Annotated in this window: 26 protein-coding genes; 11 read left to right on the forward strand and 15 right to left on the reverse strand. The window is 64.7% G+C overall.

The window, feature by feature from the left end:
• Positions 1-103: 103 nt before the first annotated feature.
• Both ACEN8I_RS07590 and ACEN8I_RS07595 read left to right on the forward strand, forming a co-directional pair.
• A complete protein-coding gene (locus ACEN8I_RS07590; RefSeq protein WP_413327704.1) occupies positions 104-2,992 on the forward strand; it encodes a VIT domain-containing protein in 2,889 nt (962 codons plus the stop codon).
• A 265-nt stretch (positions 2,993-3,257) separates the two neighbouring features.
• Positions 3,258-4,235 carry a GMP reductase gene (locus tag ACEN8I_RS07595; protein ID WP_413327705.1) on the forward strand — a complete coding sequence of 326 codons (978 nt, stop codon included), beginning with the start codon at positions 3,258-3,260 and terminating at the stop codon, positions 4,233-4,235.
• A gap of 8 nt (positions 4,236-4,243) precedes the next feature.
• Here ACEN8I_RS07595 and ACEN8I_RS07600 read toward each other — a convergent pair whose 3' ends face one another.
• A complete protein-coding gene (locus tag ACEN8I_RS07600; protein WP_413327706.1) occupies positions 4,244-5,137 on the reverse strand; it encodes an alpha/beta hydrolase in 894 nt (297 codons plus the stop codon).
• A 135-nt stretch (positions 5,138-5,272) separates the two neighbouring features.
• On the opposite strand from ACEN8I_RS07600, the gene ACEN8I_RS07605 reads away from it, so the two are divergent.
• The 4 genes from ACEN8I_RS07605 (at position 5,273) to ACEN8I_RS07620 (ending at position 9,225) form a co-directional block, all read left to right on the forward strand.
• The gene (locus ACEN8I_RS07605) at positions 5,273-5,959 is read left to right on the forward strand and encodes a GntR family transcriptional regulator (RefSeq protein WP_413327707.1); all 687 of its coding nucleotides are present in this window, start codon (positions 5,273-5,275) and stop codon (positions 5,957-5,959) included.
• A 32-nt stretch (positions 5,960-5,991) separates the two neighbouring features.
• On the forward strand, positions 5,992-6,873 hold the full coding sequence (locus ACEN8I_RS07610; RefSeq protein WP_413327708.1) for a phytanoyl-CoA dioxygenase family protein: 882 nt from the start codon (positions 5,992-5,994) through the stop codon (positions 6,871-6,873).
• Between the two features lie 4 nt (positions 6,874-6,877).
• Entirely contained in the window at positions 6,878-8,236 is a 1,359-nt protein-coding gene (locus ACEN8I_RS07615; protein ID WP_413327709.1) for an NAD(P)H-dependent oxidoreductase, read from the forward strand.
• A gap of 92 nt (positions 8,237-8,328) precedes the next feature.
• Entirely contained in the window at positions 8,329-9,225 is an 897-nt protein-coding gene (locus ACEN8I_RS07620) for an NAD(P)-dependent oxidoreductase (protein ID WP_413327710.1), read from the forward strand.
• A 5-nt stretch (positions 9,226-9,230) separates the two neighbouring features.
• On the opposite strand, the gene ACEN8I_RS07625 is transcribed toward ACEN8I_RS07620, so the two are convergent.
• The 3 genes from ACEN8I_RS07625 to orn form a co-directional block, all read right to left on the reverse strand.
• On the reverse strand, positions 9,231-10,142 hold the full coding sequence (locus tag ACEN8I_RS07625) for a proline dehydrogenase family protein (RefSeq protein ID WP_413327711.1): 912 nt from the start codon (positions 10,140-10,142) through the stop codon (positions 9,231-9,233).
• A gap of 387 nt (positions 10,143-10,529) precedes the next feature.
• Positions 10,530-12,419: a DEAD/DEAH box helicase gene (locus ACEN8I_RS07630; protein ID WP_413327712.1), complete on the reverse strand. Its 1,890-nt coding sequence runs from the start codon at positions 12,417-12,419 to the stop codon at positions 10,530-10,532.
• 352 nt (positions 12,420-12,771) lie between these two features.
• Positions 12,772-13,335, reverse strand: coding sequence for an oligoribonuclease (orn, locus tag ACEN8I_RS07635; RefSeq protein WP_074575632.1), 564 nt, complete (start codon positions 13,333-13,335; stop codon positions 12,772-12,774).
• A 35-nt stretch (positions 13,336-13,370) separates the two neighbouring features.
• On the opposite strand from orn, the gene ACEN8I_RS07640 reads away from it, so the two are divergent.
• Genes ACEN8I_RS07640 through rsgA form a run of 3 tightly spaced genes read left to right on the forward strand, consistent with a single transcriptional unit; the run spans position 13,371 to position 15,957 of the window.
• Entirely contained in the window at positions 13,371-14,660 is a 1,290-nt protein-coding gene (locus ACEN8I_RS07640; RefSeq protein ID WP_413327713.1) for a M48 family metallopeptidase, read from the forward strand.
• Positions 14,657-14,977, forward strand: a complete 321-nt coding sequence (locus tag ACEN8I_RS07645; protein WP_413327715.1) for a 4a-hydroxytetrahydrobiopterin dehydratase — start codon at positions 14,657-14,659, stop codon at positions 14,975-14,977. Before ACEN8I_RS07640 ends, ACEN8I_RS07645 begins: the two co-directional genes overlap by 4 nt.
• Positions 14,974-15,957, forward strand: coding sequence for a ribosome small subunit-dependent GTPase A (gene rsgA / locus ACEN8I_RS07650; RefSeq protein ID WP_413327716.1), 984 nt, complete (start codon positions 14,974-14,976; stop codon positions 15,955-15,957). The genes ACEN8I_RS07645 and rsgA overlap by 4 nt, the downstream gene beginning before the upstream one ends.
• Before the next feature lie 19 nt (positions 15,958-15,976).
• Here rsgA and ACEN8I_RS07655 read toward each other — a convergent pair whose 3' ends face one another.
• From ACEN8I_RS07655 to rpsP, 6 genes are all read right to left on the reverse strand, one after another.
• Complete coding sequence (locus tag ACEN8I_RS07655) at positions 15,977-17,005, reverse strand: CobD/CbiB family protein (RefSeq protein ID WP_413327717.1); 1,029 nt, start codon at positions 17,003-17,005, stop codon at positions 15,977-15,979.
• Positions 17,006-17,154: 149 nt separating this feature from the next.
• On the reverse strand, positions 17,155-17,862 hold the full coding sequence (locus ACEN8I_RS07660; RefSeq protein ID WP_413327718.1) for a CoA pyrophosphatase: 708 nt from the start codon (positions 17,860-17,862) through the stop codon (positions 17,155-17,157).
• Between the two features lie 129 nt (positions 17,863-17,991).
• On the reverse strand, positions 17,992-18,348 hold the full coding sequence (rplS, locus tag ACEN8I_RS07665) for a 50S ribosomal protein L19 (protein ID WP_074575637.1): 357 nt from the start codon (positions 18,346-18,348) through the stop codon (positions 17,992-17,994).
• A 143-nt stretch (positions 18,349-18,491) separates the two neighbouring features.
• Positions 18,492-19,271: a tRNA (guanosine(37)-N1)-methyltransferase TrmD gene (gene trmD, locus ACEN8I_RS07670; RefSeq protein ID WP_413327719.1), complete on the reverse strand. Its 780-nt coding sequence runs from the start codon at positions 19,269-19,271 to the stop codon at positions 18,492-18,494.
• 84 nt (positions 19,272-19,355) lie between these two features.
• Positions 19,356-19,964, reverse strand: coding sequence for a ribosome maturation factor RimM (gene rimM / locus ACEN8I_RS07675; protein WP_413327720.1), 609 nt, complete (start codon positions 19,962-19,964; stop codon positions 19,356-19,358).
• 29 nt (positions 19,965-19,993) lie between these two features.
• On the reverse strand, positions 19,994-20,245 hold the full coding sequence (gene rpsP, locus ACEN8I_RS07680; protein WP_007865872.1) for a 30S ribosomal protein S16: 252 nt from the start codon (positions 20,243-20,245) through the stop codon (positions 19,994-19,996).
• 195 nt (positions 20,246-20,440) lie between these two features.
• Between rpsP and ACEN8I_RS07685 the strand changes: the two genes are divergently transcribed.
• Entirely contained in the window at positions 20,441-20,977 is a 537-nt protein-coding gene (locus ACEN8I_RS07685) for an N-acetyltransferase family protein (RefSeq protein WP_413327721.1), read from the forward strand.
• A gap of 7 nt (positions 20,978-20,984) precedes the next feature.
• Positions 20,985-21,461, forward strand: coding sequence for a hypothetical protein (locus ACEN8I_RS07690; RefSeq protein WP_413327722.1), 477 nt, complete (start codon positions 20,985-20,987; stop codon positions 21,459-21,461).
• 137 nt (positions 21,462-21,598) lie between these two features.
• On the opposite strand, the gene ACEN8I_RS07695 is transcribed toward ACEN8I_RS07690, so the two are convergent.
• The 5 genes from ACEN8I_RS07695 to ACEN8I_RS07715 form a co-directional block, all read right to left on the reverse strand.
• The gene (locus ACEN8I_RS07695) at positions 21,599-22,636 is read right to left on the reverse strand and encodes an inorganic phosphate transporter (RefSeq protein WP_413327723.1); all 1,038 of its coding nucleotides are present in this window, start codon (positions 22,634-22,636) and stop codon (positions 21,599-21,601) included.
• A 17-nt stretch (positions 22,637-22,653) separates the two neighbouring features.
• Positions 22,654-23,301, reverse strand: a complete 648-nt coding sequence (locus tag ACEN8I_RS07700) for a DUF47 domain-containing protein (RefSeq protein ID WP_413327724.1) — start codon at positions 23,299-23,301, stop codon at positions 22,654-22,656.
• 186 nt (positions 23,302-23,487) lie between these two features.
• Positions 23,488-23,850 carry a DMT family protein gene (locus tag ACEN8I_RS07705; protein ID WP_413327725.1) on the reverse strand — a complete coding sequence of 121 codons (363 nt, stop codon included), beginning with the start codon at positions 23,848-23,850 and terminating at the stop codon, positions 23,488-23,490.
• Between the two features lie 21 nt (positions 23,851-23,871).
• Positions 23,872-24,834, reverse strand: coding sequence for an AEC family transporter (locus tag ACEN8I_RS07710; protein ID WP_413327726.1), 963 nt, complete (start codon positions 24,832-24,834; stop codon positions 23,872-23,874).
• Positions 24,835-24,894: 60 nt separating this feature from the next.
• The gene (locus tag ACEN8I_RS07715; RefSeq protein ID WP_413327727.1) at positions 24,895-26,991 is read right to left on the reverse strand and encodes a TonB-dependent receptor; all 2,097 of its coding nucleotides are present in this window, start codon (positions 26,989-26,991) and stop codon (positions 24,895-24,897) included.
• Positions 26,992-26,995: the final 4 nt, after the last annotated feature.

Consider the following 26,995-nt stretch of genomic DNA (forward strand, 5'->3'; position numbering starts at 1 on the left):
GCGCAGCGCCATACGTGTCCTTCAGGTTTTGGTTGCGGCCTGTCTCAGCCTCCAGGCGCTGGCCTCAAGCCCGACGCCACCACCGCCTCCCAGCATCAAATTCATGCCGCCGCCCGACTGGCGGCCACCGGCCATCGCCGTCAGCCACAACGCGGGCCAGCCCATACAGCTGCGCGCGGCTTCGGTGGAAGTCGACGTCTTCGGCGACCAGGCCCGCACCCGTGTCGAGTTGCGCCTCTTCAACCCCAACCCCCGCGTGCTCGAAGGCGAGCTGCAATTCCCGCTGCAGGAGGGCCAGGTGGTGACCGGCTTCGCGCTGGACGTCAACGGCCGGCTGCGCGACGCGGTGCCCGTGCCCAAAGCCAAGGGCCAGGAAATTTTTGAAGACATACGCCGCCGGCGCGTGGACCCGGGGCTGCTGGAAGCCGCGGCCGGCAACCAGTACAAGCTGCGCGTCTACCCCATCCCGGCCATGGGAGAGCGGCGCGTGGTGCTCAGCATCACTGAAACCCTTGCGCGCCAGCACGATGCCGGCGTGCTCAGGGTGCCGCTGGCCTTCGCCTCCACCGTCGGGCAGTTGCAAGTCAGTGTTCGCGCCCACGGCGCCTCCCGCCAGGATGTGCAGTTGGTGCAGGCGCCCGCTGGCACCGAGCTGAACGCCGGCGCCACCGGCATGGAGTTGGCCCTGCAGAAAAGCCAGTGGCAAGCGCCGCAGGGCCCCGCCGGCTGGCTGCAGCTCGCGCTGCGCCGCACCGGCAAGCCGCAAATCATGGTGGGCGAGACCGGCGGCAAGACTTTTTTTGCCGGACAGATCGATGTGCGCGACGAACCGGTGAGACGGCCCGTGCCTTCGCACATCGCGCTGGTGTGGGATGCGTCGGCTTCCGCTGCCGCGCAGGCCCGGGTGCTGCCGGTGCTGGAAGCTTATTTCCGCAAGCTCGGGCAACCCGTGAGGCTCAGCCTGCTGGTGGTGCGCAACAAGGCCGAAGCCGTGCGCAGCTTCACCGTGGCGCCGGGCCGCTTTGAGGAGCTGGCCGACGTGCTGCGCGCGGAGCCTTTCGATGGCTCCAGCAACTTCGATGACCTGCCGATTCCCGCCGACGTGGACACCACCCTGATGGTGACCGACGGCCTGATGACGGACGGCAAAAAAACCATTCACTACACCCCCACGGCACCGGTCATGGTGATCAACGGCGCGGCTTCCGCCGACATGGCGCGGCTGGCCCGGCTGGCCGACCGCACCGGCGGCGCGCTGGTGGATGCCGCCCTGCAATCGCCAGAAGAAGGTGCGCAGGCCATGCTGATGCACGGCTGGCGTATCGCGAAGCTGTCCAGCCTGTCCGCACGGCAGCTCGTGGCACCAACAACACGCGTGAGTCAAGGCCGCATTTCGGTGGCCGGCGAGCTACTGGACAGCCAGGCCCGCATCGACATCACGCTGGCGCACCCTGACGGCCGAAAACGCACGCTGGCACTGCAGGTCAATGTCAAGCCGGTCAGCGGCCACTGGCCCGGCCAGCAATGGGCCCAGTGGCGCAGCGCCGAGCTGGCCGAAAACCCAGGCCTTCACAGCAGCGAACTCCAGCGCATCGCGGCGGCGCACGGCATCGCCGGGCCCAACAGCTCGCTGATCGTGCTGGAGCTGGCTTCAGACTATGCGCGCTACAGCCTGCCCGCCCCGCCCGAACTCGCCGACGAAGTGGCGCGGCTAGGTCAGCAGCAACTCGCGCAGGCGGCGCAGACACGGCAGGCGCACATCGAAACCATGGTGCGGCAGTTTGACGAGAAGCAGCGCTGGTGGGACAGGGACTTCCCCAAGGACACGCCCAAGCGTGCCGAGCCCAAAGCCGAAGTGCAGATCAGCCAGGGCGCCTTGGGCAGCCTGGCCGGCACGGCGCGTCAACGCGAACAGGCCAAGGCCGCGCCGATGCCGGCGCCCGCAGCGCCCGCTGCGGCGGCACCCGCTGCACCAGCCCCGTCGGCCGCGCCCGCCATGGCCGCCGAAGCGCGCGCCGACACCGCTGATCTGCGCCGCGCCAAACAGGCTGCAACCGTGCCAGCCGCCACCATCGCGCTGCAGGCCTGGACGCCTGATGCACCCTACATGAAGCGTTTGCAGAACGCCGGCAAGGACGATCTCTACCGCGTCTACCTCGACGAGCGCGCCGCCTACCTCAGCAGCAGTTCCTTCTACATGGATGCGGCCGGCGTGTTTTTTGAGCGCGGCCTGCCCGATCTGGGCCTGCGCGTGCTCTCCAACCTCGCGGAGATGAACCTGGAAAACCGCCAGCTGCTGCGCCTTTACGCCTACCGCCTGGTGCAGGCACGCCGCAACGACCTGGCCGTGCCGGTGTTCGAGCGCATCAGCGAGCTGGCGCCCAACGAGCCGCAGTCCTGGCGCGACCTGGGCCTGGCGCTCGCCGAGAACGGCCAGCCGCAACGCGCCGTCAATGCCTTGTGGGAGGTGGTGTCGCAGCCCTGGAACGGCCGCTTCGCCGGCATCAACATGATCGCGCTGGCCGAACTCAATGCGATTGCCGCGCAGGCCTCTACGGGCACCACCAGCGGCCAGCCCGCGCTGGACCTGGGCCGGGTGGACACCCGCCTGCGTCGCAACCTGCCGCTGGCCCTGCGTGTGGTCATGGCCTGGGATACCGACGACACCGACATCGACATGTGGGTGAGCGACCCCAACGGCGAGAGAGCCAGCTACGCCAACCGCCTGAGCTACCAGGGCGGCGCCATGAGCCCTGATGCCACCGGCGGCTACGGCCCCGAGGAGTTCTCGCTCAAGACGGCCAAAGCCGGCAAGTACGGCGTGGAAGCCCAGTTTTTCGGCCATCGCCAGCAGGTGCTGTCGGCGGGCACCACGGTGATGGTGCGCGTGACCACCGGCTTCGGCACGCCGCAGGCGCACGACGAATGGACCACCTTGCGGCTCACGCGCGGCCAGGAAACGGTGCGTGTGGCCGAGATCGAACTGCGCTGAGTCCTCCCAAAAAGCAAGATGCCACTGTGCATATAAAGGCTATAACGCTATGCGGGGTGCTCCCTGCATGAGAGGCGCATAGAATCAATCACCGGGCCCAAGCAATTGCGCCCGGTTTTAGCTTCAGCATGACAAGCCCTGCGGGCAATTGTCAGCTTCCGCTGAAACTCTCTTGCGAGAGTTTTTTGTTGCCGCCCAGGCAGCAAAAGCCGGTCCAGTCCAAGTGCCTTCTGTTCTTCAACAGTTTTCAAGGAGCTTGGGAATCATGGAAATCTTCGACTACGACAACATCCTGCTGCTGCCGCGCAAATGCCGCGTGGAAAGCCGTTCCGAATGCGACGCCAGCACGACCCTGGGCGGGCGCAGCTTCCGCATCCCGGTGGTGCCGGCCAATATGAAAACGGTGGTCAACGAGGAGATCTGCGCCTGGATGGCGAAGAACGGCTACTTCTACGTGATGCACCGCTTCGACCTGGACAACGTCCAGTTCGTGAAAGACATGAAGGCGCGCGGCGCCTATGCGTCCATCTCGCTGGGCGTGAAAAAACCCGACTACGACACGGTGGACCGCCTGGCCGCCGAGGGCCTGGTACCCGAATACATCACCATAGACATCGCGCACGGCCATGCCGACACGGTGCAGAAGATGATCGCCTACCTCAAGCAGAAGCTGCCGGCCTCCTTTGTGATCGCCGGCAACGTCGGCACGCCCGAAGCCGTGATAGACCTCGAAAACTGGGGCGCCGACGCGACCAAGGTCGGCATAGGACCGGGCAAGGTCTGCATCACCAAGATGAAAACCGGCTTCGGCACCGGCGGCTGGCAGCTGTCGGCGCTCAAGTGGTGCGCCCGCGTGGCGACCAAGCCCATCATTGCCGACGGCGGCATACGCGAGCACGGCGACATCGCCAAGTCGGTGCGCTTTGGCGCGACCATGGTGATGATCGGCTCCATGCTCGCGGGCCTGGAAGAAAGCCCGGGCAAGACCGTCGAGGTCGACGGCAAGCTATTCAAGGAGTACTACGGCAGCGCCTCGGACTTCAACAAGGGCGAGTACAAGCACGTCGAGGGCAAGCGCATCCTGGAGCCGGTCAAGGGCACGCTGGCCGACACGCTGCGCGAGATGGAGGAAGACATCCAGAGCTCCATCAGCTATGCCGGCGGCACCAGGCTGCTGGACATCCGCAAGGTCAACTACGTCACGCTGGGCGGCGACAACGCGGGTGAGCACTTGCTGATGTAAGGGCCTGCCTACGCAGGCTTGGCGGAAAGCCCCAGCAAGTCCAGCGCCAGGCCGTGCAGGCGGTGGTCCGTTTCAGCCAATGCATCCAGCGCGCTGAAGTGATTGCGGCGCAGATGCGATTCGCACACCGGCACGATGCGTTCGCCCCAGGCCTGCTGGATCAGCAGGTTCTGGCGCAGGAACTCGGCGCTTTCGTCAGCCCCCGCCACGCTGTAGAGCGTGCCGCGGCGTGGTGCCGGCAGCAGCGCCGGGCTGGCCTTGGCGACCTGCTCGGGCGTGAGCTTGAGCGAGTCTTTCACGAAGGGCGCGTGGCGCATGGGCTCCAGGTCGTAAAGGCCTGAAATCGACAGCGCATTCTTCACCAGGTCCGCCGGCAGGTCGCCGGCATAGGCCTTCCAGTCGCACAGCAGCAGCATGGCCGCCAGGTGTCCGCCGGCCGAGTGCCCGGCCACCGTGATGCGGCTGGGGTCGCCGCCGTAGCGGGCGATATGGCGCCAGGTCCAGGCCAGGGCCTTGACCATCTGCATCGTGATCTCGGGAATCGTCACCGCGGGGCACAGGGCGTAGTTGGGCACCACCACACAGGCGCCGGCCTCGGTGAAGGGCGGCACGATGAAGGAGTGGTCGGACTTGTCCAGGGCCCGCCAGTAGCCGCCGTGGATGAACACCAGCACCGGCGCACCCTTGCCCGGCTTGGCGCCGTGGATGCCAAAGCCGCCGGCCGGAAACACGTCCAGCATTTCACCCGCATGGTTGCTGTAGGGCACATCGACCTGGCAGGGCAGGCGCTTGCGCACGGCCTGCGAGTCGGCGGCCCAGCGCGCGAAGTAGGCCGGATGCTCGGGCACCAGCGCGCGGTTGTTGTACATGCGGTCCAGCCAGGCGGGATCGAAAGGGTTCATTGTTGTTCTCCTGAGAAATGGCAAAGCAGCCAGTGGCCGCCATCTTGGCACAGCCGGGCCCATAGGCCACCGAATACGGGTAAACCCGGAATGACGCCATTCCACGTAAGCGTATTCTGTATACAGAGTACAAATATGCCATCCCAGCTGATCAAAATCGAATCCACCCCCGACCTGGTCGACCAGGTCTACCGCAACCTGCTGGACGCCATCAGCGAAGGCTCACTGGCGCCGGGCGCGCGCATCACGCAGGAAGAAATCGCCGCGCAGCTCGCGGTTTCACGCCAGCCGGTGCTGCAGGCCTTGCGCCTGCTGAAAAAAGACGGCTTTGTGCTGGACGCCCCCGGCCGCGGCGTGCTGGTCGCGCCGCTGGACGTGGCCTCGCTGGTGCAGATTTACCAGGTGCGCAGCGCACTCGATGCGCTGGCCGCCCGGCTGGCCGCGCAAGCGCATGCCCAGCTGGCCCCGCAACTGATCAGCCAGGGCCGCGAAGCCGCGCGCGGCAGCGACGTCAAAGCCATGATGGCGGCCGACGCGCGCTTTCATGCGGCGATTTATGAAGCCTCGGGCAACCCGCTGATCGCCCAGAGCGCGCAACTGCACTGGCACCACATACGCCGCGCCATGGGCGCGGTGCTGCAGCTGTCAACCATGCGCGAATCGATCTGGGACGAACATGAAGCAATCGCCCGAGCCATCGCCGCCGGCGACGCCAACAAGGCCGAGACGCTGATACGCGAGCACGGCGAGGAAGCCGGCCACAACCTGGCCAGGCTGCTGTCCAGCGCCCTGGCCCAGCCGGCCGCATCCACCGCCCCCTGAAGCGCACGAACAACTACCGAAGGAGACACGCGATGAGACTGAGCCCTGAACAACTCGCCCAATTCGACCGCGAGGGCTACCTGTTTTTCCCTGGCCTGTTCACGCCGGAAGAAACCCGCGTGCTCAACGACGCGGTACCCGAGCTTTACGAGCGGCGCGAGGGCTACAACGTCCGCGAAAAAGGCAAGGACGCGGTGCGCACCAACTTCGCGGCCCATATGTACAGCGAGCCCTTTGCGCGCCTGGCGCGGCACCCTCGCATGATCGAGCCGGTGGAAGACCTGCTGGGCGAGCAGCTCTATATGCACCAGTTCAAGATCAACGGCAAGATGGCTTTTGAAGGCGACGTCTGGCAGTGGCACCAGGACTACGGCACCTGGCTCAACGACGATATGATGCCGACCGAGCGCGCGATGAACGTGGCGATCTTCCTGGACGAAGTGACCGAGCACAACGGCCCGCTGATGTTCATCCCCGGCAGCCACAAAAAAGGCGTGGTCGATGCGAAGCACGACCTGACCACCACCAGCTACCCGCTGTGGACAGTGGACAACGAGCTGATACGCCAGCTGGTGCAGCGCGCCGGTGGCAAGCAGGGCGGCATCGTCAGCCCCAAGGGCCCGGCCGGCTCGATGATCTTGTTCCACTCCTGCCTGGTGCATGCGTCAGGCAGCAACCTCTCGCCCTTTAACCGGGTCAGCGTCTACCTGAGCCTGTGCGCGGTGAGCAACCACATCCGCCGCTACAAACGCCCCGAGTACATCGCGCACCGCGACTTCACACCCATCAGTTGCCTGCCCGACGATTGCCTGCTGAAAGACTACCCGGTGGATTTGCCGTGGAAAGACGGCGTGCCGGCTTCGGCGCTGCAGACCTCGATGGAAGAAATCGCGCCCGAACGCAAAGCGGCATGAGGCCATGAACCTTTACAGCAAACTCCAGCAACGCGCGGCTGACGGCAAACCGGTGCGCATAGGCCTGATAGGCGCGGGCAAGTTCGGCTCCATGTACCTCGCGCAAATCCCACGCACGCCGGGCGTGCGCCTGGTGGCGATTGCCGACCTGTCGCCCGATGCGGCGCGCACCAACCTCGCCCGCGTGGGCTGGAAACCCGAGATGGCACAGGCCGCCTCGGCGCAGGCGGCGATCAAGGCCGGCACGACCTGGATCACCGACGACTGGCAGGCGGTGGTCACACATCCGCAGATCGACATCATTGTGGAATGCACCGGCAACCCGATTGCCGCGGTGGAGCATTGCCTGCAGGCTTTCGCGCACGGCAAGCATGTGGTCAACGTCACGGTGGAAGCCGACGCTTTTTGCGGCCCGCTGCTGGCGCGCAAGGCGGCGGATGCCGGTGTGGTGTATTCGCTGGCTTTCGGCGACCAGCCGGCATTGATTTGCGACCTGGTGGACTGGGCGCGCACCTGCGGCTTCCCGGTGGTTGCGGCAGGCCGCGGCCACAAATGGCTGCCGCACTTTTGCGAATCCACGCCCGAGACGGTGTGGGGCAATTACGGCCTCACGCCCGAGCAGGCCGCGCGCGGCGGGCTTAACCCGAAGATGTTCAACAGCTTTCTGGACGGCTCCAAGCCTTCCATCGAATCCACCGCCGTGGCCAATGCCACAGGCCTCACGGTGCCCAGCAACGGCCTGCTCTACCCGCCGGCCAGCGTGGAAGACATTCCCTACGTGACACGCCCCATCAGCGAAGGCGGCGTGCTGGAGCGCAAGGGCATGGTGGAAGTCATCTCTTCGCTGGAGGCCAACGGCCGCAAGATTCCCTACGACATCCGCATGGGCGTCTGGGTCACGGTGGAGGCCGAGACCGACTACATCAAGAACTGCTTTGAGGAATACAACGCGCACACCGACCCCAGCGGGCGCTACTTCACGCTGTACAAACGCTGGCACCTGATAGGCCTGGAGGTCGGCGTCTCGGTCGCCAGCGTAGCGCTGCGCGGCGAGCCGACCGGCGTGGCGACCTGCTGGAACGCCGATGTGGTGGCCACGGCCAAGCGCGACCTGCAGCCCGGCGACATGCTGGACGGCGAAGGCGGCTATACCGTCTGGGGCAAGCTGCTGCCGGCCGATACCTCCATGAAGATGGGCGGCCTGCCCTTGGGCCTGGCGCACCAGGTCAAGATGGTGCGCGCGGTCAAAAAGGGCCAGAGCCTGAGCTGGGGCGATGTGGCCATGGACACCTCCACGCCCGCGTTCAAAGTGCGGCAGGAAATGGAAGCCATGTTCGCGCCTGCCCTGAAAAAAGCCGCGTAAAAATACATCTGGAAACGCTGCCTAGAAAGCTCGCTGACAGCCTTCTCGCGCGGCCGGCCTCATGATGGCTGAAAGCCATTGTGAGGACACGAATGACCACCGCCAGCGACACGCCCCTTCCCCGCATTGCCTTCCTGGGCACGGGCATCATGGGGCTTCCCATGGCCGGGCGGCTTTGCGCAGCCGGCTGCGCGCCGCAGGTATGGAACCGCACGCCGGCCACGGCCGGGCCGCTGGCCGCGCTCGGTGCGTCGGTCCATGCCCGCGCCGCCGCTGCGGTGGCGAACGCCGACATCGTCATCAGCATGCTCGAAAACGGCCCGGTGGTCGAAGAGGTGTTGTTCGCGCAAGGCGTGGCCGCCGCGATGAAGCCGGGGGCCCTGTTTCTCGACATGGCGTCCATCCAGCCGCGCGAAGCGCGCGACCATGCGGCGCGCCTGGGCGCGCTGGGCATTTCGCACCTCGATGCGCCCGTGTCGGGCGGCCCCGGCGGTGCGGAAACCGGCACACTGGCCATCATGGCCGGCGGCAAGGCGGAAGATTTCGCCAGGGCCTTGCCGGTGCTCAGTCACTTCGGCCGCGCAACCCACGTGGGCCCGCACGGCAGCGGCCAGCTCACCAAGCTGGCCAACCAGATGATTGTGGGCATCACGATAGGCGCGGTGGCCGAAGCGCTGCTGTTCACCTCGCGCGGCGGGGCCGACATGGCCAAGGTCAAGGAAGCCATCACCGGCGGCTTTGCCGGCAGCCGCGTGCTGCAAGTGCACGGCCAGCGCATGCTGGAGCGCGACTTCGCGCCGCGCGCGCGCATGGACATCCAGCTCAAGGACATGCGCAACGCGTTGGCGACCGCACAGGAGATCGGTTTTGAGGCGCCCATCACGGCGCTGTTCGAGCGGCTTTATGCCGAGGGCGTGGAAAACGGCCTGACGGACCTGGACCAGTCGGCGCTGTTTGTCGAACTGGCCAGCCGCAACGGCATGAGCTGAATTCCTCAGCGGGTCAACAGAGCGCGCAACAGGTAGCCAGCTATGCGGGGATTTTCCTTGATACGCCGCATGCTGTAGCCATACCAGTCCTTGCCGTAGGGCACGTAAATGCGGACGGCGTATCCCTCTTTGAGCAGCCGATCACGCAGGCTTTCGTGCACGCCCAGCAGCATCTGGAACTCAAACGCCGTCGGGGGCACCTGCCGGTGGCGCGCCAGTGCGGTCACCTCGTCGACGAGTTCTTCGTCATGCGTCGCGACGCCAACAAAGGTGCCACCGTCGAAGCAAGACGCGACATGCCGCAGAAAGTGCGGATTGATCGCGCGCCGGTCGCGCCAGGCATTCTTCACAAGATGTTCGCGATCCTCGACATAAATTCCTTTGCAGATACGCAGGTTTTCATGCGCACCGAGCAAGGAAGCGATGTCCGCGTCGGTGCGCTTGAGGTAGGCCTGCAACACGAGTCCGGCATTGCCGTATCCGCGGCTCTTCAAGCGCAGCAGCAGATCGATTTCACGCTGCGTGCAGCTCGCATCCTCCATATCCATGCGCACAAAGATTGAATAAGCCTTGGCGGCATCAAGCAGGCACTCGAACTTGCGCTCGCAGTGCGCTTCATCGAGCAACAGGCCAAGTGCAGTGGGCTTCACCGAGATATTGGCGCGCAAGCCCTCACGCGCAATCGCTTCGAGCACGTTGAGGTATTCACGGGTCGTAGCGTCGGCTTGAGGCAGTGATTCGGTGGTTTCACCAAGGACGTCGACCGTCGCGGCAAAGCCGGCGGCATTGAGCGCGGCAACGCGCTCAATTGCATCAGCCACAGTGTCACCGGCGATATAACGGCGTGAGATTTTACGAACCAGCGCGCGCGGCGCCAGGGCAACGGCCGAAGCCATCAAGGTATTGAACAGGGACATGACAGTTTCCAAAGAAATGAAATGGACAAGACCGCGGGCACGACGTGTATCGTCGTCAATCGAAAGGGCGGTCGTGATCGAGCACACCGGCCGGGAAGCTATCCAGCGGGATGCGGGCAATACTTCTGCGGTACGTCAGGACAAATGCCCGGGCGCAGGCAGAAGCAAGATTTCAGTTCTTTGAAAGAGGGGGCCAGGCGGCTGCGTACATGTCTATGCTTTTTGGAGGGGCACCGGACTGCCGGCACCGCCATCGCATCATAGCGTCTGGGCGGTCGCACTTGCCGGCCCGGGCGCGGCCCGGGTACGCGACGCGGAAAAGAGAAAGCCGCTGCGGACAATGCCTGCAGCGGCTTTTTTTGTTTGCCGTAGTAACGACGCTAAAGATCAGTCGCGCACGGGCTTGGAGAACTTGCCGCTCTTCTTGGCCGCATCGCGGGGCACAAAGACCTTGCCGGCAGGCTTGGCAAAACCAGGCTTGCGGTTGGCGAAGTCGGGGCGCGGCGCGAAGCCTTCGTTGCGCGCGCCGAAATTGCGGTCATCGCGCTGGGCGAAGCCGGCGTTGTGGCCGCCGCCGAAGCCGCGGTCGTCCTGGCGGCGCGGGCCGCGGTCGTTGAAGCCGGAGCGGTCGGCATAGCCGTTGCCTTGCGGTGCGGGAGGACGGCCCTGGAAGGAGCCGCGGTCGTCGCGCTCTGGGCGATTGTTGCCAAAGCCGGCAAAGCCGCCATTGCTGAAGCCACCCGCCGGCTTGCGGCCGGCAAAGCCGCCGCGATCACCGCCGCCCCCGAAGCCGCGGCCGCCACGGTCACCGCCGAAGTTGCCGCGCGGGCGCTCGGAGGTGGGGGCGAAACGCTGCTGCGGCTCCAGGCCGGCGATCACGCTGGGCTTGAGGTTCTGCTGCATGTAGTGCTCGATGTCCTGGATCTTGCGGCGGTCGCGGAACTCGGCGATCGTGACGGCCTTACCTTCGCGGCCGGCACGACCGGTGCGGCCGATACGGTGCACATAGTCTTCGGCCTTCATGGGCAGGCCATAGTTGATCACGTGAGTGATGGTGGGCACGTCCAGGCCGCGGGCGGCCACGTCGGTCGCCACCAGTACCTGCACGCGGCCGTCGCGGAAAGCCATCAGGCGGCGGTTGCGCAGGCCCTGGCTCAGCGCGCCGTGCAGCGCCACGGCGCTGAAGCCTTCCTGGACCAGGTCGTTGGCCAGGCCGTCGCACTCAACCTGGGTGCTCGCAAACACGATGGCCTGGTTGATGGTGGTGTCGCGCAGCAGGTGGTCCAGCAGCTTGCGCTTGTGGGTCATGTTGTCGGCCCACAGCAGCGATTGCGTGATGGAGGTGTGCTTTTCGTGCGGCGAGTCGATCTCGACGCGTTGCGGCGTGCGCATGACGCGGGTGGCCAGCTGCATGATGCGGGGCGCGAAGGTGGCGCTGAACATCATGGTCTGCTTGCGTTCTATCGTGAGCTGGTTGACTTCCGTCAAGTCGTCGGCAAAACCGAGGTCCAGCATGCGGTCGGCTTCGTCGACGACGAGGAACTGCACCTGGTCCAGTTTGATCTGCATGCTGCGCTGCAGGTCGAGCAGGCGGCCGGGCGTGGCGACCACGAGGTTGGCGTTCTGCAGCTTGGCGATTTGCAGCTGGTAAGGGATGCCGCCAACGACGTTGGCGATGCGCAGGCCGCGGCAATGGCGCACCAGGTCGATCGCGTCGGCGCAGACCTGCTGGGCCAGCTCGCGCGTGGGGCACAGGATCAGCGCGCCGGGCGTGGCGGCCTTGAAGTTGCGGGGGCTGGTCGGGTCCTTGCGCTTGGGCTTTTTCAGCGGCGCTTCGCCGCGGGCGACAGCTTCAGCGCTCAGGCGTTCGAATTCGGCGCGCTCAAAGCGCTCGGCTTCTTCCTGCTGCTTGAGCAGGGTGTGCAGCACGGGCAGCAGGAAAGCGGCGGTCTTGCCGCTGCCGGTCTGGCTGGAGACCAGCAGGTCGGTGAACTTGGCGGCCTTGGGATCGGCATCCAGGGCCTGCATGGCCTTGGGGATGGTTGCCATCTGCACGGCGGTGGGCTTGGTAAAGCCCATGTCGGCGACGGCCTGCAGCAGTTCCTTGGCCAGGCCAAGCGCTACAAAACCGTTGGGCTCGGCCACGACTGCATCGAGCGAAGTGGAGGCCTCAGGCGCATCGGAAAAATCCGGAACAGCGTTGAAAGCGGCGTCGTTGTTGTCGTTGGCAATGGCTTCAGGCAAAAAGTCGCCACGAGCCTCAAAAGAGTCAGTCATGTGTTTTCTCACTAATCACCTGTTCGCAGCGCTTTTGGCGAGGGAACAGGAAACTTCACCTCCCGCGATGCGGAAGGCTTCGTTCATGGTTAATAAAACATCAACCATCAAACGAATATGCAGCCCGGGCGGCAAACTTGACGCTGTGCCCGAAGCGGTGACTCCGTTGTTGGAGTCCAAAAGTGTGAGGTAGATGTACAAATGCAGCGCACCCTGTGCAACCGCAAGCCCACGATTATAGCGTGCTTTACGGGTTTCTACCAGCTACTTGCTGATTAACGGCCGTCAAGGCTCTCAATCGCTCTCATTTCAGGAGCAGCCTATCCATGTGCTGCTTCAGCAATCCCGCAAATCACTTCAGGAAGTGTTCCCGGTAGTGTTCCAGTTCGTCGATGGATTCATGCACATCGGCCAGCGCCGTATGGCTTTGGCGCTTTTTGAAGGCGCTGTAGACTTCGGGCCGCCAGCGCTTGGCGAGCTCCTTGAAGGTGCTGACGTCGACGTTGCGGTAGTGCAGGAAAGCCTCCAGCTTGGGCATGTACTTCACCAGGAAACGCCTGTCCTGGCTGATGGTGTTGCCGCACAGGGGCGAACTGCCCTTGGGCACGTACTGGGCCAGGAAGGCCAGTATCTGCGCCTCGGCGTCGGCCTCATCCACGGTGCTGGCCTTGACTTTGTCGATCAGGCCGCTGCGGCCGTGGGTGCCCTTGTTCCAGGCATCCATCTGGTCCAGCAATTCGTCGCTCTGGTGGATCGCCAGGACCGGGCCTTCGATGCGCGGTGTGAGCTGCGGGCCGGTCACGATCACGGCGATTTCAATGAGGCGCTCTTTTTCCGGGTCCAGCCCGGTCATTTCGCAGTCCAGCCAGACGAGGTTCTGGTCTGATTTTTTGAGTGTGGTTTCAATTTCGGGCATGCCGAGATTCTCGCTGATCGCCTAAACTGCCCGCTATGACCGACTATTCGCTTGTTTTCACCGGGGTATTCTCGGCTTTGCTGGTACTGGGCCTGCTCACGAAGTTTTACCTGGCTTCGCGGCAGATCCGCCACGTGGCGCGCCACCGCGATGCCGTGCCCGCGGCCTTTGCCGGCACCATCTCGCTCGAAGCTCACCAGAAAGCGGCCGACTACACCATCACCAAGGCGCGCTTCGGCCTGCTGGAGACGGCCTTCGCCTCCGCCGTGCTGCTGGGCTGGACCCTGCTGGGCGGAATCGACACCCTGAACCAGGCACTGGCCGGCTCCGGCCTGGCAGCCTGGGGCGCGCTGGCGCCGCAACTGGCCCTGCTGGCCGCTTTCGGCCTCATCAGCGGCCTGCTGGACCTGCCTTTTACCCTCTACAGCACCTTTCGCATCGAGGAGCGTTTCGGCTTCAACAAAATGACTTTCAAGCTCTGGCTGACCGACCTCGTGAAATCCACGCTGGTGGGCCTGGTCATAGGCCTGCCTATCGTGGCGCTGATCCTGTGGCTGATGGGCAGCGCGGGCCGCCTGTGGTGGCTCTGGGCCTGGGGCGCCTGGATGGGCTTTAACCTGCTGGTGCTGGTGCTCTACCCCACCGTGATCGCGCCGCTGTTCAACAAGTTCAAGCCGCTGGAAGACGAAGCACTGAAGGCGCGCGTCACGGCCCTGATGCAGCGCTGTGGTTTCGCGGCCAAGGGCCTGTTCGTGATGGACGGCAGCAAGCGCTCGGCCCATGCCAACGCCTACTTCACGGGTTTCGGCGCGGCCAAGCGCGTGGTGTTTTACGACACCTTGCTCAAGCAGCTGAGCCCCGGTGAGGTCGACGCCGTGCTCGCGCATGAGCTGGGCCATTTCAAGCACAAGCACATCATCAAGCGCATCGTCTCGATGTTCGCCATGAGCCTGGCCGGCTTCGCACTGCTGGGCTGGCTGTCGTCCCAGGTGTGGTTCTACACAGGCCTGGGGGTACGCCCCAACCTGAATGGCGCCAACGACGCGCTGGCCCTGCTGCTGTTCCTGCTGGTGGTGCCGCTTTTCAGTTTTTTCATCTCCCCGGTGTTCGCCCAGTTCTCGCGCAAGCACGAATTCGAGGCCGACGCCTACGCCGTGGCCCAGACCGATGGCAGGGATTTGCAAAGCGCGCTGCTCAAGCTCTACAAGGACAACGCCAGCACACTGACACCCGACCCGGTGTTCGTGAAGTTCTACTACTCGCACCCTCCCGCCTCCGAGCGGCTGGGCCGCATGACCCCTTCCCTTGAAAGTGCCGCGACATGAGCAACCCCATCCACCAGAACCGGCGAGCCCTGAGCGCCACCGAAATCGTCACGCAGCTGAGCAAACTCAACGGCGATCAGGCGCTGGGCTGGCGCCTGATCGACGGCTCACTGGAAAAAACCTACAGCTTCAAGAATTACTACGAGACCATTGCCTTCGTGAACGCGCTGGCCTTCATCGCCAACGCCGAAGACCATCATCCCGACCTCGCGGTGAGCTACGGCAAATGCACGGTGCGCTTCAACACGCATGATGTGGACGGCATCTCCGTCAGCGACTTCTTCTGCGCGTCCAAGGCAGACGCCTTGCTCGCTTGAGCAAACCCCGGCGCCCCGCCGCGGCCCCCATCGCGGGAACGCAGCCGGGGCTGGTGGTGGCCGGTTTCGGCCGCCATGTGCTGGTGGAAACCGAAACCGGCGAGCGACTGATCTGCCACCCGCGCGGCAAAAAAAGCCAGGCCGTGGTCGGCGACCGCATCCGCTGGCTGGCTTCGGAGGACGAGGGCACCATCGAGAAGATCGAGGAGCGCCGCAACCTGTTTTACCGGCAGGACGAGATGCGCACCAAGTCCTTCGCGGCCAACCTGGACCAGGTGCTGATTCTGATCGCCGCCGAGCCTGAATTTTCGGAAAGCCAGCTGACCCGTGCGCTGATCGCCGCCGAAGCCGAAGGCATCACCCCCGTCATCGCGCTGAACAAAAGCGACCTGGGCGAGCCTTTCACGCGTGCCTGGGCGAAGCTGGCGCCCTACCGCACCATGGGCTACCGCATGCTCTCGCTGGCGATCAAGCCCAAGGTCGAAGCCTCAAGGCCGGCGAATACCCAGGCCGCGGAACTGCATGAACTGGTCGAGCTGCTGCGCGGCAAAAAAACCCTGGTGCTGGGCCCCTCGGGCGCCGGAAAAAGCAGCCTGACCAACCTGCTGGTGCCCGATGCGCGCGTGCTGACGGCGGAGATCTCGCAGGCGCTGAATTCGGGCAAGCACACCACCACCAGCACCACGCTTTACTGGGTGGACACCGGGGACGGCAACACGCGTGCCACGGCGCTGATCGACTCGCCGGGTTTCCAGGAATTCGGCCTGCACCACATCGAGCCCATGCGCCTGGCCGGCTACATGCCCGACCTCAAGATCCATGCGCAGGACTGCAAGTTTTATAACTGCACCCATCTGCATGAACCCGGCTGCGGCGTGATCGCCGAGGTCAATGCGACCGATCACCCCAGCAGCATCAGCGCCAACCGCTACCGGCTGTACAGCGAGCTGTTCGCGGAACTGTCGCAGAGCCGTTATTGAGGCGTTTGGGTGGCCGGGTTCAACCCAGCAGGCGGGCCAGGGTCAGCAAGGCCAGCAGCACCATCCAGAGCACCACGGAACGCCACACCAGCCCCACGATGCTGCGCAGGTGCGCGATTTCGGGTTCGCGGCCCGGCGTGGCCTCGGTGGCGATGCTGTCTTCCGAGTCCAGCCCGCCGGCCTGGAAACCCTGGGAGGTGTTCGGCGAGAACGCGGCCTTGAGCGCCTCGCCGCCCAGGCGCACGTTCACGGCGCCGGAGGTGGCGGCCAGGATGATGCCGTCGTTGCGGTTCTCGGCGGCGGCCGGCGCATTGGCCGGAAAGCGCTGCGTGTAGTTGCGCCAGGCATCGATGGCGTCCTCAAAACTGCCGACGACCGCAAAACCCAGCGAAGTGACGCGCGCCGGCACATAGTCGATCACGCCCCAGGCGCGGCTGGCGGCCAGTTGCAGCGCCATGCTGGCGCCCTCGCCCGCCGCGGCAGCGGTTTTGCGCTTGTAGGCCCAGTAGCGCGAGACGAATTCGCTCATGCGGTAGAGCACCGCGCCCGCGGGGCCCAGGCCCAGCGCGGCCAGCACGGAAAACCAGCCCAGCACGCCGAACACGTGGCGGTGCGCCGCCAGCACCGAGTACTCGATGACGTGGCGCACGATTTCGCTGCGCGGCAGCTCGCTGGCGTCCACCTGGCGCCACTGCGCGAGCAGCTCGCGCGCCGTGGCCTCATCGCCGTCGTCGAGCGCGTCGCGTATGTCGGTGAAGTAGTGGCTGAACTGGCGAAAACCCAGCGTGACGTAAAGAATCGCCACGCTCCAGGCAAAGGCCAGCACGACATTGATGCTCCAGAGCAGCCAGTGGATCAGCATGGTGACCAGCGCCGGCACGATGACGGCGACCGTCCAGGCGATCCAGCCGTGCTGGGGTTTGCCGGCGTCCAGGCTGCGGTTGGTCCAGCGCGCCCATCCGCGAAAGCCTGCATGAACCCAGTTGCCGCGGGCCAGCGGCCGGGCCTGTTCGATGATGAGTGCAAACAAAACGGCGAGAAAGCTCATGCGTGAATCATATCCGGCCCCCACGGTCGCGCACTGCGTGTCGCTCCCTGCCCCCCGAGGGGGCCGCTGCGCCTGCGGCCCGGCGAAGCCGGTTCCGCGGCCCCTGCTGGCCTGAAGACAACGCGGCTCCCCTACGGGCGGGTATGACCTCAGGCGCTGAGGAAGCGGTAGAGGTTGCGGAGCATGCCGGCGGTAGCGCCCCAGATGTAGCGCTCCCTGGCTTCGCCGCTGTCTGCTTCGCTGGAGGGATCGGAGTAGGGCATGGACAGCCATTGCCGGATAACGCCGTCGAACTCCATCTCATGACGGCGGTGGTGGGCGGGATTCATCAGGTAGCCCAATGGCACTTCGAACACGTCGGCGACCTCGCCGGGGTTGGGTTGCAGCGCGAAGCCGGGCTTTACCAGCGCCACCACCGGCGTGATGATGAAGGCCGTTCCCGTGACGTAGGTGGGCAAGGTGCCCAGCACCTCCACATGCCCGCGCGGCAAGCCGATTTCCTCGTGGGCTTCGCGCAAGGCGGTATCGACCGCGTCACGGTCGGTGTCGTCGGTACGGCCACCCGGCAGGGCCACCTGGCCGGAATGCGTGGAAAGGTTGGTGGTTCGCTCGGTCAGCAGCAAGGTCACTTCATCGCGCATGACCAGCGGCAGCAGGACGGCCGCCAGCGCCGGCGTGCGGTCGGTGAATTTTTTCTCGACGCTGTGCTCGGGCGTCCAGACCGGTGGATGCCGGAAGCGCTCGCGCAGGGCCTGCGGCGACAGCCGCTCCAGCGGCACGCCCGCCAGGTGGTCGTCGATGCCCAGCACCGGAATGCTGCGCGGGTCAAACTTGGGCAGCGGCTTGTAGGAGTTCATGGAGCGCGTCGGCTTGGGGCGGTGGATTGTTGGCTTGGGGCCCGGAGCATAAAAAAAGCCGCTCGGTGAGCGGCTTTTTTAAAAGGGCTGTTGGGGCTGCCCTGGGTCCGGCCGGGCCGGACCGGCAGATCAGGCGCCCAGCTTTTCCTTGATACGTGCGGATTTGCCGCTGCGGCTGCGCAGGTAGTACAGCTTGGCGCGACGCACATCACCGCGGCGCTTGACTTCAATCTTGGCGATCAGCGGGCTGTACACCTGGAAGGTGCGCTCGACGCCTTCGCCGTTGGAGATCTTGCGGACGATGAAGCTGGAGTTCAGGCCGCGATTGCGCTTGGCAATCACCACGCCTTCAAAAGCCTGCACGCGCTTACGGTTGCCTTCAACCACGTTCACGCTCACGATGACGGTGTCACCAGGGGCGTATGCGGGGATGGTCTTGTTGAGGCGGGAAATTTCTTCCTGCTCGAGGGTCTGGATCAGATTCATGATTTTTCCATCTAACTTTTTCGTTCATGCACGCGCTACGCTAAAGACCGCAAATCCATGGATTCATCCGCGGATGATTCAGATGGTTGCAGTGGCCGCCAGAGGATCGAAAAGCCTTTGATTATAGCAAGCCAGGGCTTTTCTCAAGCGTCCTTGTCGGGGTTTTCAAGCAGATCGGCAAGAAAAGCCTCGTCGCTTTCGCTCAAATGGCCACGCTCACGCGCTTTTTGCACCAATTCGGGGCGTTCGTGCTGCGTCAAAGCCAGGCGCCGCTCGCGCCGCCAGCGCTCGATATGGGCGTGGTTTCCCGACATCAGGGTGGCCGGCACGGGCTGGCCGCGCCAGCTTTCAGGCCGCGTGTAGTGCGGGCAGTCGAGCAGCCCGTCCAGCGCCGGATTGAAGCTGTCGAGCTGATGGCTGCCCTCGTCGTTGAGCACGCCGGGCTGCAGGCGGGCCACCGCGTCCAGCAAGGCCATGGCGGCAATTTCCCCGCCCGACAGCACAAAGTCGCCCAGGCTGATTTGCAGGTCCACATGCGTCTGGATAAAGCGCTGGTCCAGCCCCTCATAGCGACCGCAGACCAGCACGGCGCCGGTGCTGGCCGACCAGCTTTCGACGCCGGCATGGTCAAGCACCTTGCCAACAGGGGAAAACAGCACGGTCGGCACTTTGGGCGCACCGGCGGCGGCACGGTCGGCGTGTATGGCTTCGAGGCACAAGGCGAGAGGCTCGGCCATCATCACCATGCCCGGGCCGCCGCCAAAAGGCCGGTCGTCCACCCGGCGGTAATTGCCGTCGGCAAAATCGCGGAGATTCCAGAGCTTGACCTGCACCAGGCCCGACTCATAGGCACGGCGCGTAACGCCGCTGGCCAGGAAAGGCGCGAAAAGTTCGGGAAACAGGGTGATCAGGTCAAAGCGCATGGAAAGGCTATTTTGCGCGAGCCGGGCGCCGGGGGGAAATGGACCAGGAAAGGCCCCGAGAAGGACGTCGGAAAGGGGCCGGCCTCAGTAGTCGGGCTGCCAGTCCACGGTGATGCATTTGCCGGCGATGTCGACAGTGTCGACGTAGACCGAAACAAAGGGAATCATGCGTTCGGCGCTGCCGCTGCTGCCGCCCTCCTGCTGGACGGGATACTCGACGCACAGCACGGAATGCGGGCCGGTGGCCATCAGGTCGCGCACCAGGCCCAGGTCAACGCCTTCGCGATTGACCACCTTCAGGCCGATCAAATCGACCCAGTAGTACTCGTCTTTGGAGGCGGCGGGAAAGCTGCTGCGCGGCAAAAAGATGCGGGCGCCACGCAAGGCCTCGGCGGCATTGCGGTCGTCCAGGCCGGCGAACTTGGCGACAACGGAATCGGAATGGACCTTGGCCTCGTCCACGCTGAGCGTGACGGTGCCGGAAAACACGGTGAAACCCGGGCGGAATTTGGCGTCGGGTGCCTGCAAAAACCAGGATTTGGCCGCGAAAAGCGCTTCCGGATCGGAGCTGTGCGGCAGGATTTTCACCCAGCCCTTGACGCCCCAGGCATCCAGGATGCGCCCGACTTCAACGGCGTCGTCCGGCAGGCTTGAAGGTGTCAAGCCCGCGGACGGCGAGAGGCCGGGCTGCATCGAAACTTGGGTTAAAAGCTTCGGAGAGATCAGGCGGCCTTGGCGGCGCCTTGCTTGACCAGACGCAGCACGGTCGGGGACGGCTGTGCGCCCACGCCGATCCAGTGGGTCAGGCGGTCTTGCGCAATGCGCAGACCTTCTTCGCCACCGGTGGCGATCGGGTTGTAAAAACCGATGCGCTCGATGAAACGGCCGTCGCGGCGGACGCGCTTGTCAGCCACAACAATATTGAAAAAAGGACGGTGCTTGGAACCGCCGCGTGCAAGTCGAATGACGACCATGATTTATCCTTCGGGTGGTGGGGCTTACCGGTAAAGTAGTTACCCCAATGTTCTGCAGCGCTTGAGACACACGACATGGCCACCCGGCCAGCGAATTGCTGCAAAGCCTGAGATTATAGCCTGCCGGAAGGTTTTACCGGAAATTCGCCCTTTTCCCCGTCCTTCCCCCACTCTTTCCCGCCGAGCTCCCTCCCCATGCCCCTCATACGCCCCAGCCGCGACCAGGACATTCCCGCCATCACCGCCATTTACGGCCACCACGTGCTGCACGGCACAGGGACCTTTGAAACCGAGCCACCCAGCGCGGCCGACATGGCGGCCCGCCGGGCCGACGCGCTGTCCAAGGGCCTGCCCTACCTGGTCGCCGAACAGGACGGGGAAATCGCCGGTTTTGCCTACGGCAACTGGTTCAAGCCGCGCCCCGCCTACCGTTTTTCGGTGGAAGATTCGATCTACCTGGCACCTGGGCTGCACCGCAAAGGCCTGGGCCGCGCCCTGCTGGCCGAACTGCTGGCGCGATTTGAAGCCGTGGGTATACGCAAGGCCATGGCCGTGATAGGCGACTCGGCCAACGCCGGCTCGGTGGGTTTGCACCGCGCGCTCGGCTTCACCGAGGTCGGCACCGTCCGCTCCTGCGGCTGGAAGTTCGGCGCCTGGCGCGACATCGTCATCATGGAAAAAATCCTGGGCGCGGGCGACACGCAGCCACCACTCGAGCCGCCCGCCGCATAATCGCCGCATGCAAACCGCCACAGTGTCCTCCCTCAAAGCCCCAAAAAACAAAACCCTCGCCGCCTGGCTGGCCTTCATAGGCGGCCAGCTCGGCATCCACCGCCTTTACCTGTTCGGCCTGGGCGACGTCTGGGCCTGGCTGCACCCCATCGTTGCGGCGCTGGGCTGGTGGGGTGTGGAGCGCGTGCGGCAATACGGCCAGGACGACCACCTGGCCTGGGTGCTGATTCCCCTGCTGGGCTTCACCCTGGCCGGCACGGCGCTGACCGCGATTTACTACGGCCTGATGCCGACGGAAAAATGGAATGCGCTGCACAACGCCGGCACGCCGTCCACCCAGGCCGGCAACACCAACTGGCTGACCATAGGCGCAGTGGTGTTTGCCCTGCTGTTCGGCACGATTTCACTGATGTCCAGCATCGTCTTCAGCTTCCAGCGCTACTTCGAGTATCAAGTCGAAGAGGCCAAGAAAATCAGCCAGTAGGTAGGGCCCCCACGCTTTTCACTGCGTGTAATGCGCTGCCCCCCCCCGAGGGGGCCGCTGCGCCTGCGGCCTGGCAAAGCCAGTTCCGCGGCCCCTGCTTGGTTAAGAGCCTCTCTCGCCAGGCGTGTTTCGTTTGATCAGAAAACCTGGAGACTGACCCAGTACGCGATCGCCGCCACAAACGCCGAAGCGGGGATGGTGAAAATCCAGGCCCAGACGATGTTGCCGGCCACACCCCAACGCACGGCCGAGGCGCGCTGCGTGGAGCCCACGCCCACGATAGCGCCGGTGATGGTGTGCGTGGTGGAAACCGGAATGCCCAACGCTGTCGCCAGGAACAGCGTCAGCGCGCCGCCGGTTTCGGCGCAAAAGCCGCCCACCGGCTTGAGCTTGGTGATCTTCTGGCCCATGGTTTTGACGATGCGCCAGCCGCCGAACATGGTGCCGAAGCCGATGGCGATGTAGCAGACGATGACCACCCAGATCGGCAGGTGTTCCGTGGTCGCCATCATCCAGACCGGCAGGCCCTGCACGTTGCTGGTGGTCGCGGCGATCAGCAGCAGCCAGATGATGCCGGCCGTTTTCTGCGCGTCGTTGCCGCCATGGCCCAGGCTGTAAGCGCCCGCGGACACCAGCTGCAGCCGGCGAAACCACCGGTCGGCCTTCGACGGCGTCGTCCTGCGGCACACCCAGGCCACCGCCACCATCATCAGCGAACCCAGCAAAAATCCCAGCAGGGGCGAGACGAAAATAAAGGCCACCACCTTGAACACGCCCGAGGCAATCAGCGCGCTGGCGCCCGCCTTGGCGATCACGGCCCCGACGATGCCGCCTATCAGTGCATGCGAGGAGCTGCTGGGGATGCCGTAAAACCAGGTGACGATGTTCCAGGTGATGGCGCCCATCAATGCGCCGAACACCACATGGGTGTCGACGACGCCCGGCATCACGATGCCCTTGCCTATGGTCGCCGCCACGCTCAGGTGGAAGATGAAATAGGCGAGGAAGTTGAAGAAGGCGGCGAACAGCACCGCCTGCCCCGGCTTGAGCACGCCGGTCGACACCACGGTGGCAATCGAGTTGGCCGCGTCATGAAAGCCGTTCATGAAGTCGAAGGCGATGGCCAGGAAGACCAGCAGGAACACCACCCACAGGGCGGCCTGTACGGTTTGCATGATTCAGGCGCCCGCGATCAGGAGTTCTCGAGGACGATGCCCTCGATCAGGTTGGCCACATCCTCGCACTTGTCGGTGATGGTTTCGAGCAGTTCGTACACCGCCTTGAGCTTGATGACTTCGCGCACGTCCGGCTCCTCGCGGAACAGCCGGCTCATGGCCGAGCGCATCACGCGGTCGGCGTCGGACTCGAGCTTGTCGATTTCCTCGCAGGTCTTGAGCGCGGCTTCGGCCGTCGCGGCATCGCTGACTTTTTCGATCAGGGCCACGGCGTCCTGCAGGCGCTCGCAGCATTTGACGCTGAGGTCTGTCAGCCGCACGATGTCTTCCGTCATGTGGCGCACGTCGTACAGCGCCATGGTTTCGGCCGAATCCTGGATCAGGTCGGCCACGTCGTCCATGGTGTTGATGAGCTTGTGGATCTGCTCGCGGTCTATCGGCGTGATGAAGGTCTTGTGCAGCGCGCGGTTGACTTCATGCGTGATGCGGTCGGCGGCGCGCTCGGCGTGGTCGACTTCACGGTTGAAGGCCTCGCGCTTTTCCACGTCGCTGTAGTTGGCGACCAGCTTGGAAAAAGCATGCGCCGCCTCCACGATGCGTTCGGCATGCTGGTTGAACATCTCGAAAAAATTGCCTTCGCGCGGCAGCAATTTGCCAAACAGCATGTCTATTCCTCAGGAAGTAAGTCAAAAATATGACGTTTTTGTAACAACCAGAAGTTTAACCGCCTGACCGCTTCACGCCCGGGACTCTTCCCAAGCAGGGGCCGCGGGACTGGCTTTGCCAGACCGCAGGCGCAGCGGCCCCCTCGGGGGACAGGGAGCTACACGCAGTGAGCGACCGTGGGGGCCTTATGCGCTGCGGAAGATGAAGTAGACGGCGCCCACCATGCACAGCGCCGCCCACAGGTAGTCGAGCTTGAGCGGCTCGTTCAGGTAGAACACCGCGAAGGGCACAAACACGCTGAGGGTGATGACTTCCTGCATGATTTTGAGCTGGCCCACGCTGAACTGGGTGAAGCCTATGCGGTTGCCGGGCACTTGCAGCAGGTATTCAAACAGGGCAATGCCCCAGCTGATCAACGCGGCGACGTACCAGGGCGAGGTCGCGAGGTTCTTCAGGTGGCCGTACCAGGCGAAGGTCATGAAGATGTTGGACAGCAGCAGCAGGCCTATGGTCTGCGCCGACACGGGCAATGACTGGAGGAATTGCATCAAAGGACTCCGGGACAGGCGTCAGCCAAAATGGCCGACCAAAATCAGCACCACGGTCAGCGTGACCAGGGCCAGCGCGGTGGACACCACCACGCTGGCGGTGATCAGCTCTTCGGCGACCTTGTAGCGCTGGGAAAACAAAAACACATTCGCGCCTATCGGCAAGGCCGAGGCCACCACCATCACCGACATGGGCACGCCGCCCACGCCCAGCAAGCGGCACAGGCCGAATACCAGCAACGGGTGCAGCAGGTTCTTCACCCCGGCCAATGCCAGCGCCTGGCGCCAGTGTTCGCCCACGCGCGTGTTGGCCAGGGTCACGCCGACCAGCACCAGCGCCAGCGGGCCGAAAGCACCGGCCATGAGCTCCAGCGGTTTGTCGACGACGGCGGGAATGGTGAAACCGGTCTGCGCGAACAGCAGGCCGGCGATGATGGGCAGCGGCACCGGGTGCAGCAGCGCGTTTTTCACGGCCATCATCACGGTGGCCACCGGGTGCCGCGGCGTGGTGGTCACCTCGTCGCTGGTGCCCAGCTTTTGTTCATGGGCCACCGCGAGCTCCAGCACCACCGTGGCGCTGGTCAGCAGCACCAGCGAATGCACCGATACCAGCGTAAACAGCGTCACCAGCCCCTGGGGCCCGTACATCAGGCCTATCAGTGCGATGCCAATCATCACGGTATTGGAGAAAGTGTTGGCCAGCGCCAGCACGGCCGCGCGGCGGTTAAAGCCCTGCACCAGCAGGGTGCCGCCAAAGAGCACGATGACCGCCAGGAAATAGGCCAGTACCGGCGTGAAATCAAGCTGCTCGACACGCACCCGGCTCATAGTGCGAAACAGCAGCGCCGGCGTGAGCAGCAGAAAGATCAGGTTGGACAGGTCCTTGATGGCATTCGCCCTGATCCACTGCGCCCGGCCGGCGAGAAAACCCGCGGCAATCAACAGCACAACCGGGAACAGGGACTCAAAGACAAGCTGGTTCATTGGCGCAATCTTAGCTTGCACGCCGTCGCACCATGCCCGGATCCTGCTCCCGGTACCCTCTTAAAACGCCAGCTGCATTCCCACTTTCAGGCTGCGCCCCGGCAGCGGCGCCTTCGGGAACGCGGTGGTCGTCAACACCGAAGCCGCGCTGTAGGCGAGCTGGTTGGTCAGGTTGTCGACCTTGGCATACCAGAGGATGTTGCTGGCACCGGCCTTCATGCGGTAGGTGGCGGCCATGTTCCACAGCGTGTAGGCCGGGGTCGCGCGCTGGCCGTCGGCCACGCGGTTCTGCGCCATGGAATGGTCAAAGCCTATGCTGCTGCCCCAGGGCCCGCTGGCCCAAATGAGGCTGGCGCCCACACGCGCCGGCGCGATGCGCGGCAGCGGCTGGCCGTTGCTGAGGTTGGTGGCGCGCACCACATCACCGCGCAAGGCCAGGTCCACGCTGGACGCGCCTTCGAGCAGGCGGATGTTGCCGCTGGCTTCCAGGCCCACAAAACGCGCGCGCACGCCGGTGTAGGCGAACTCCGGCAGCAGCTTGTTGTCCGGGTCGTTGTCGTCCACGCCGTCGCCGTCCAGGTCGGCCGGGTTCAGTGCGCCGTTTTCCTGCCCGTATTGGTTGCCCGTGGCCAGCAAGCCTATGTAGTTCTTGAAGCGGTGCACATAGGCGTTGGCGTTGAAGCTGTTGGCGCCCGACTTCCAGTTGGCACCCACGTCCAGGCTGGTCGATTTTTCCTTGCCCAGGGTGGGGTCGCCGGTTTCCCAGGCCTTGGTCGCCACGTGCGGGCCCTGGGCGAAGAGTTCGTAGTCCTTGGGCGCGCGTTCGGTGTACGCGAGGTTGCTGGTCAGCTGCCAGCCCGGCGCCGCATTCCACAAGGCGCCCAGCGCATAGCTGTGCGGCGTGAAGTCGCGCGTCAAAGGCGCAAAACGCGCCACCAGCGGATTGCCCAGGGACTCCACTTTCACCGACTCCAGCCGCCCGCCAAAACTCAGCTTGCCCCAGCTCGTGGCGTACTCCTCATAGGCGAACACGGCGTTCTGCGCGGTCTTGCTGTAGGGCGCGAAGGCCTCGGCGCCGTCGGCGGAAAAACGGTTGTTCTCGGACTGGAAGCCGACCAGGCCTTCGAGGTTGCCGATGCGCGCATGGCGCGCCTCCAGCCGCAAATCACTGCCCTTGTTTTTGAACACCGTGCCCGGGTTGGGGCCTTCAAACTCGGTGTGCTGGTAGTCGGTATGGCTCAGCTGGCCCTTCACGCTCCGGATAAAACCGCCCAGGTCGCGCAGCTCACCTTCCAGCGCCACGCGGTTCGATTTCATGTCAATCGTCACGTCGTCTTCGGCCACCGTGCCGTAGTTGTTGCGGTAGGTGCTGACCGACGCACCCAGGTAGCCGTGGTCAAAAAACACCGAACCGCCGGCCGAGCCGCCGTGCACCTTGCTGCCCGAGTTGCAGATGCGGTTGGTGATGGTGTTGATGCCGCCCTTGCCGCAGGCCAGGTCGGTGGGAACCTTCACGTCGCCGGTCTCGCGGTTGAACACGTCGACATGCAGGGCATAACGGTTGTTGCCGCCTTCGAGCAACACGCCGCTGCTTTTTTCGCGGTTGCCGCTGGCCAGGCCCAGGTCGACCTTGCCGCCGACGCCACCTTTTTCATCGAACAGCGGCTCACGCGGGATGCGGTTGTCGATCACATTGACCACGCCGCCCACCGCGCTGCCGCCGTAGAGCAAAGCGCCTGGGCCGCGCAGCACCTCGACGCGTTCGATGCTGATCGGGTCGCTGGTGACGGCATGGTCGTAGCTCAGGCTGGAGGCGTCCAGCGTCGCGCCGCCGTTGCCCAGGATGCGGATGCGGTCGCCGTCCAGGCCGCGGATGATGGGCCGGCTGGCGTTGGGCCCGAAGTAGGTGCTGCTCACGCCGGGCACGCCGTCCAGCGTTTCGCCCAGCGTCGTCTTGCTGCGCAGCAGCAGCCCGGCGCCCGAGTACTGCGCGGCCGGCGCGATCAGGTCTGTGGCGCCCAGCGGGTTGCCGGTGACGGTGACTTCCTTGAGGCTGGGGGCGGTAGCTGCTGCGGGGACGACGGCTTGGGCACTCGCCAGGCCGCAAGAAAGCGTTGCCGCGGCGCAGAGCGCGCGGCTGATAAAAGGTGGTTTCATGGTG

Origin of the sequence: Polaromonas sp. CT11-55 (genome assembly GCF_047303325.1) — a bacterium.
GTDB lineage: Bacteria > Pseudomonadota > Gammaproteobacteria > Burkholderiales > Burkholderiaceae_C > Polaromonas.

Excerpts from the sequence above, each read along its gene's own strand:
- trmD (WP_413327719.1), bottom strand. The coding sequence starts at position 19,271 with ATGCGCTTTGACCTGATCACCCTGTTTCCCGAACTTTTCGCGCCTTTC.
- ACEN8I_RS07690 (WP_413327722.1), top strand. The coding sequence starts at position 20,985 with ATGCAAACCGCCACAGTGTCCTCCCTCAAAGCCCCAAAAAACAAAACC.
- ACEN8I_RS07605 (WP_413327707.1), top strand. The coding sequence starts at position 5,273 with ATGCCATCCCAGCTGATCAAAATCGAATCCACCCCCGACCTGGTCGAC.
- ACEN8I_RS07600 (WP_413327706.1), bottom strand. The coding sequence starts at position 5,137 with ATGAACCCTTTCGATCCCGCCTGGCTGGACCGCATGTACAACAACCGC.
- ACEN8I_RS07655 (WP_413327717.1), bottom strand. The coding sequence starts at position 17,005 with ATGAGCTTTCTCGCCGTTTTGTTTGCACTCATCATCGAACAGGCCCGG.
- ACEN8I_RS07685 (WP_413327721.1), top strand. The coding sequence starts at position 20,441 with ATGCCCCTCATACGCCCCAGCCGCGACCAGGACATTCCCGCCATCACC.
- ACEN8I_RS07715 (WP_413327727.1), bottom strand. The coding sequence starts at position 26,991 with ATGAAACCACCTTTTATCAGCCGCGCGCTCTGCGCCGCGGCAACGCTT.
- ACEN8I_RS07595 (WP_413327705.1), top strand. The coding sequence starts at position 3,258 with ATGGAAATCTTCGACTACGACAACATCCTGCTGCTGCCGCGCAAATGC.
- ACEN8I_RS07615 (WP_413327709.1), top strand. The coding sequence starts at position 6,878 with ATGAACCTTTACAGCAAACTCCAGCAACGCGCGGCTGACGGCAAACCG.
- ACEN8I_RS07590 (WP_413327704.1), top strand. The coding sequence starts at position 104 with ATGCCGCCGCCCGACTGGCGGCCACCGGCCATCGCCGTCAGCCACAAC.
- rpsP (WP_007865872.1), bottom strand. The coding sequence starts at position 20,245 with ATGGTCGTCATTCGACTTGCACGCGGCGGTTCCAAGCACCGTCCTTTT.
- ACEN8I_RS07620 (WP_413327710.1), top strand. The coding sequence starts at position 8,329 with ATGACCACCGCCAGCGACACGCCCCTTCCCCGCATTGCCTTCCTGGGC.
- ACEN8I_RS07700 (WP_413327724.1), bottom strand. The coding sequence starts at position 23,301 with ATGCTGTTTGGCAAATTGCTGCCGCGCGAAGGCAATTTTTTCGAGATG.
- ACEN8I_RS07640 (WP_413327713.1), top strand. The coding sequence starts at position 13,371 with ATGACCGACTATTCGCTTGTTTTCACCGGGGTATTCTCGGCTTTGCTG.
- ACEN8I_RS07610 (WP_413327708.1), top strand. The coding sequence starts at position 5,992 with ATGAGACTGAGCCCTGAACAACTCGCCCAATTCGACCGCGAGGGCTAC.
- ACEN8I_RS07630 (WP_413327712.1), bottom strand. The coding sequence starts at position 12,419 with ATGACTGACTCTTTTGAGGCTCGTGGCGACTTTTTGCCTGAAGCCATT.
- ACEN8I_RS07625 (WP_413327711.1), bottom strand. The coding sequence starts at position 10,142 with ATGTCCCTGTTCAATACCTTGATGGCTTCGGCCGTTGCCCTGGCGCCG.
- ACEN8I_RS07710 (WP_413327726.1), bottom strand. The coding sequence starts at position 24,834 with ATGAACCAGCTTGTCTTTGAGTCCCTGTTCCCGGTTGTGCTGTTGATT.
- ACEN8I_RS07695 (WP_413327723.1), bottom strand. The coding sequence starts at position 22,636 with ATGCAAACCGTACAGGCCGCCCTGTGGGTGGTGTTCCTGCTGGTCTTC.
- ACEN8I_RS07705 (WP_413327725.1), bottom strand. The coding sequence starts at position 23,850 with ATGCAATTCCTCCAGTCATTGCCCGTGTCGGCGCAGACCATAGGCCTG.
- ACEN8I_RS07645 (WP_413327715.1), top strand. The coding sequence starts at position 14,657 with ATGAGCAACCCCATCCACCAGAACCGGCGAGCCCTGAGCGCCACCGAA.
- orn (WP_074575632.1), bottom strand. The coding sequence starts at position 13,335 with ATGCCCGAAATTGAAACCACACTCAAAAAATCAGACCAGAACCTCGTC.
- ACEN8I_RS07660 (WP_413327718.1), bottom strand. The coding sequence starts at position 17,862 with ATGAACTCCTACAAGCCGCTGCCCAAGTTTGACCCGCGCAGCATTCCG.
- rimM (WP_413327720.1), bottom strand. The coding sequence starts at position 19,964 with ATGCAGCCCGGCCTCTCGCCGTCCGCGGGCTTGACACCTTCAAGCCTG.
- rplS (WP_074575637.1), bottom strand. The coding sequence starts at position 18,348 with ATGAATCTGATCCAGACCCTCGAGCAGGAAGAAATTTCCCGCCTCAAC.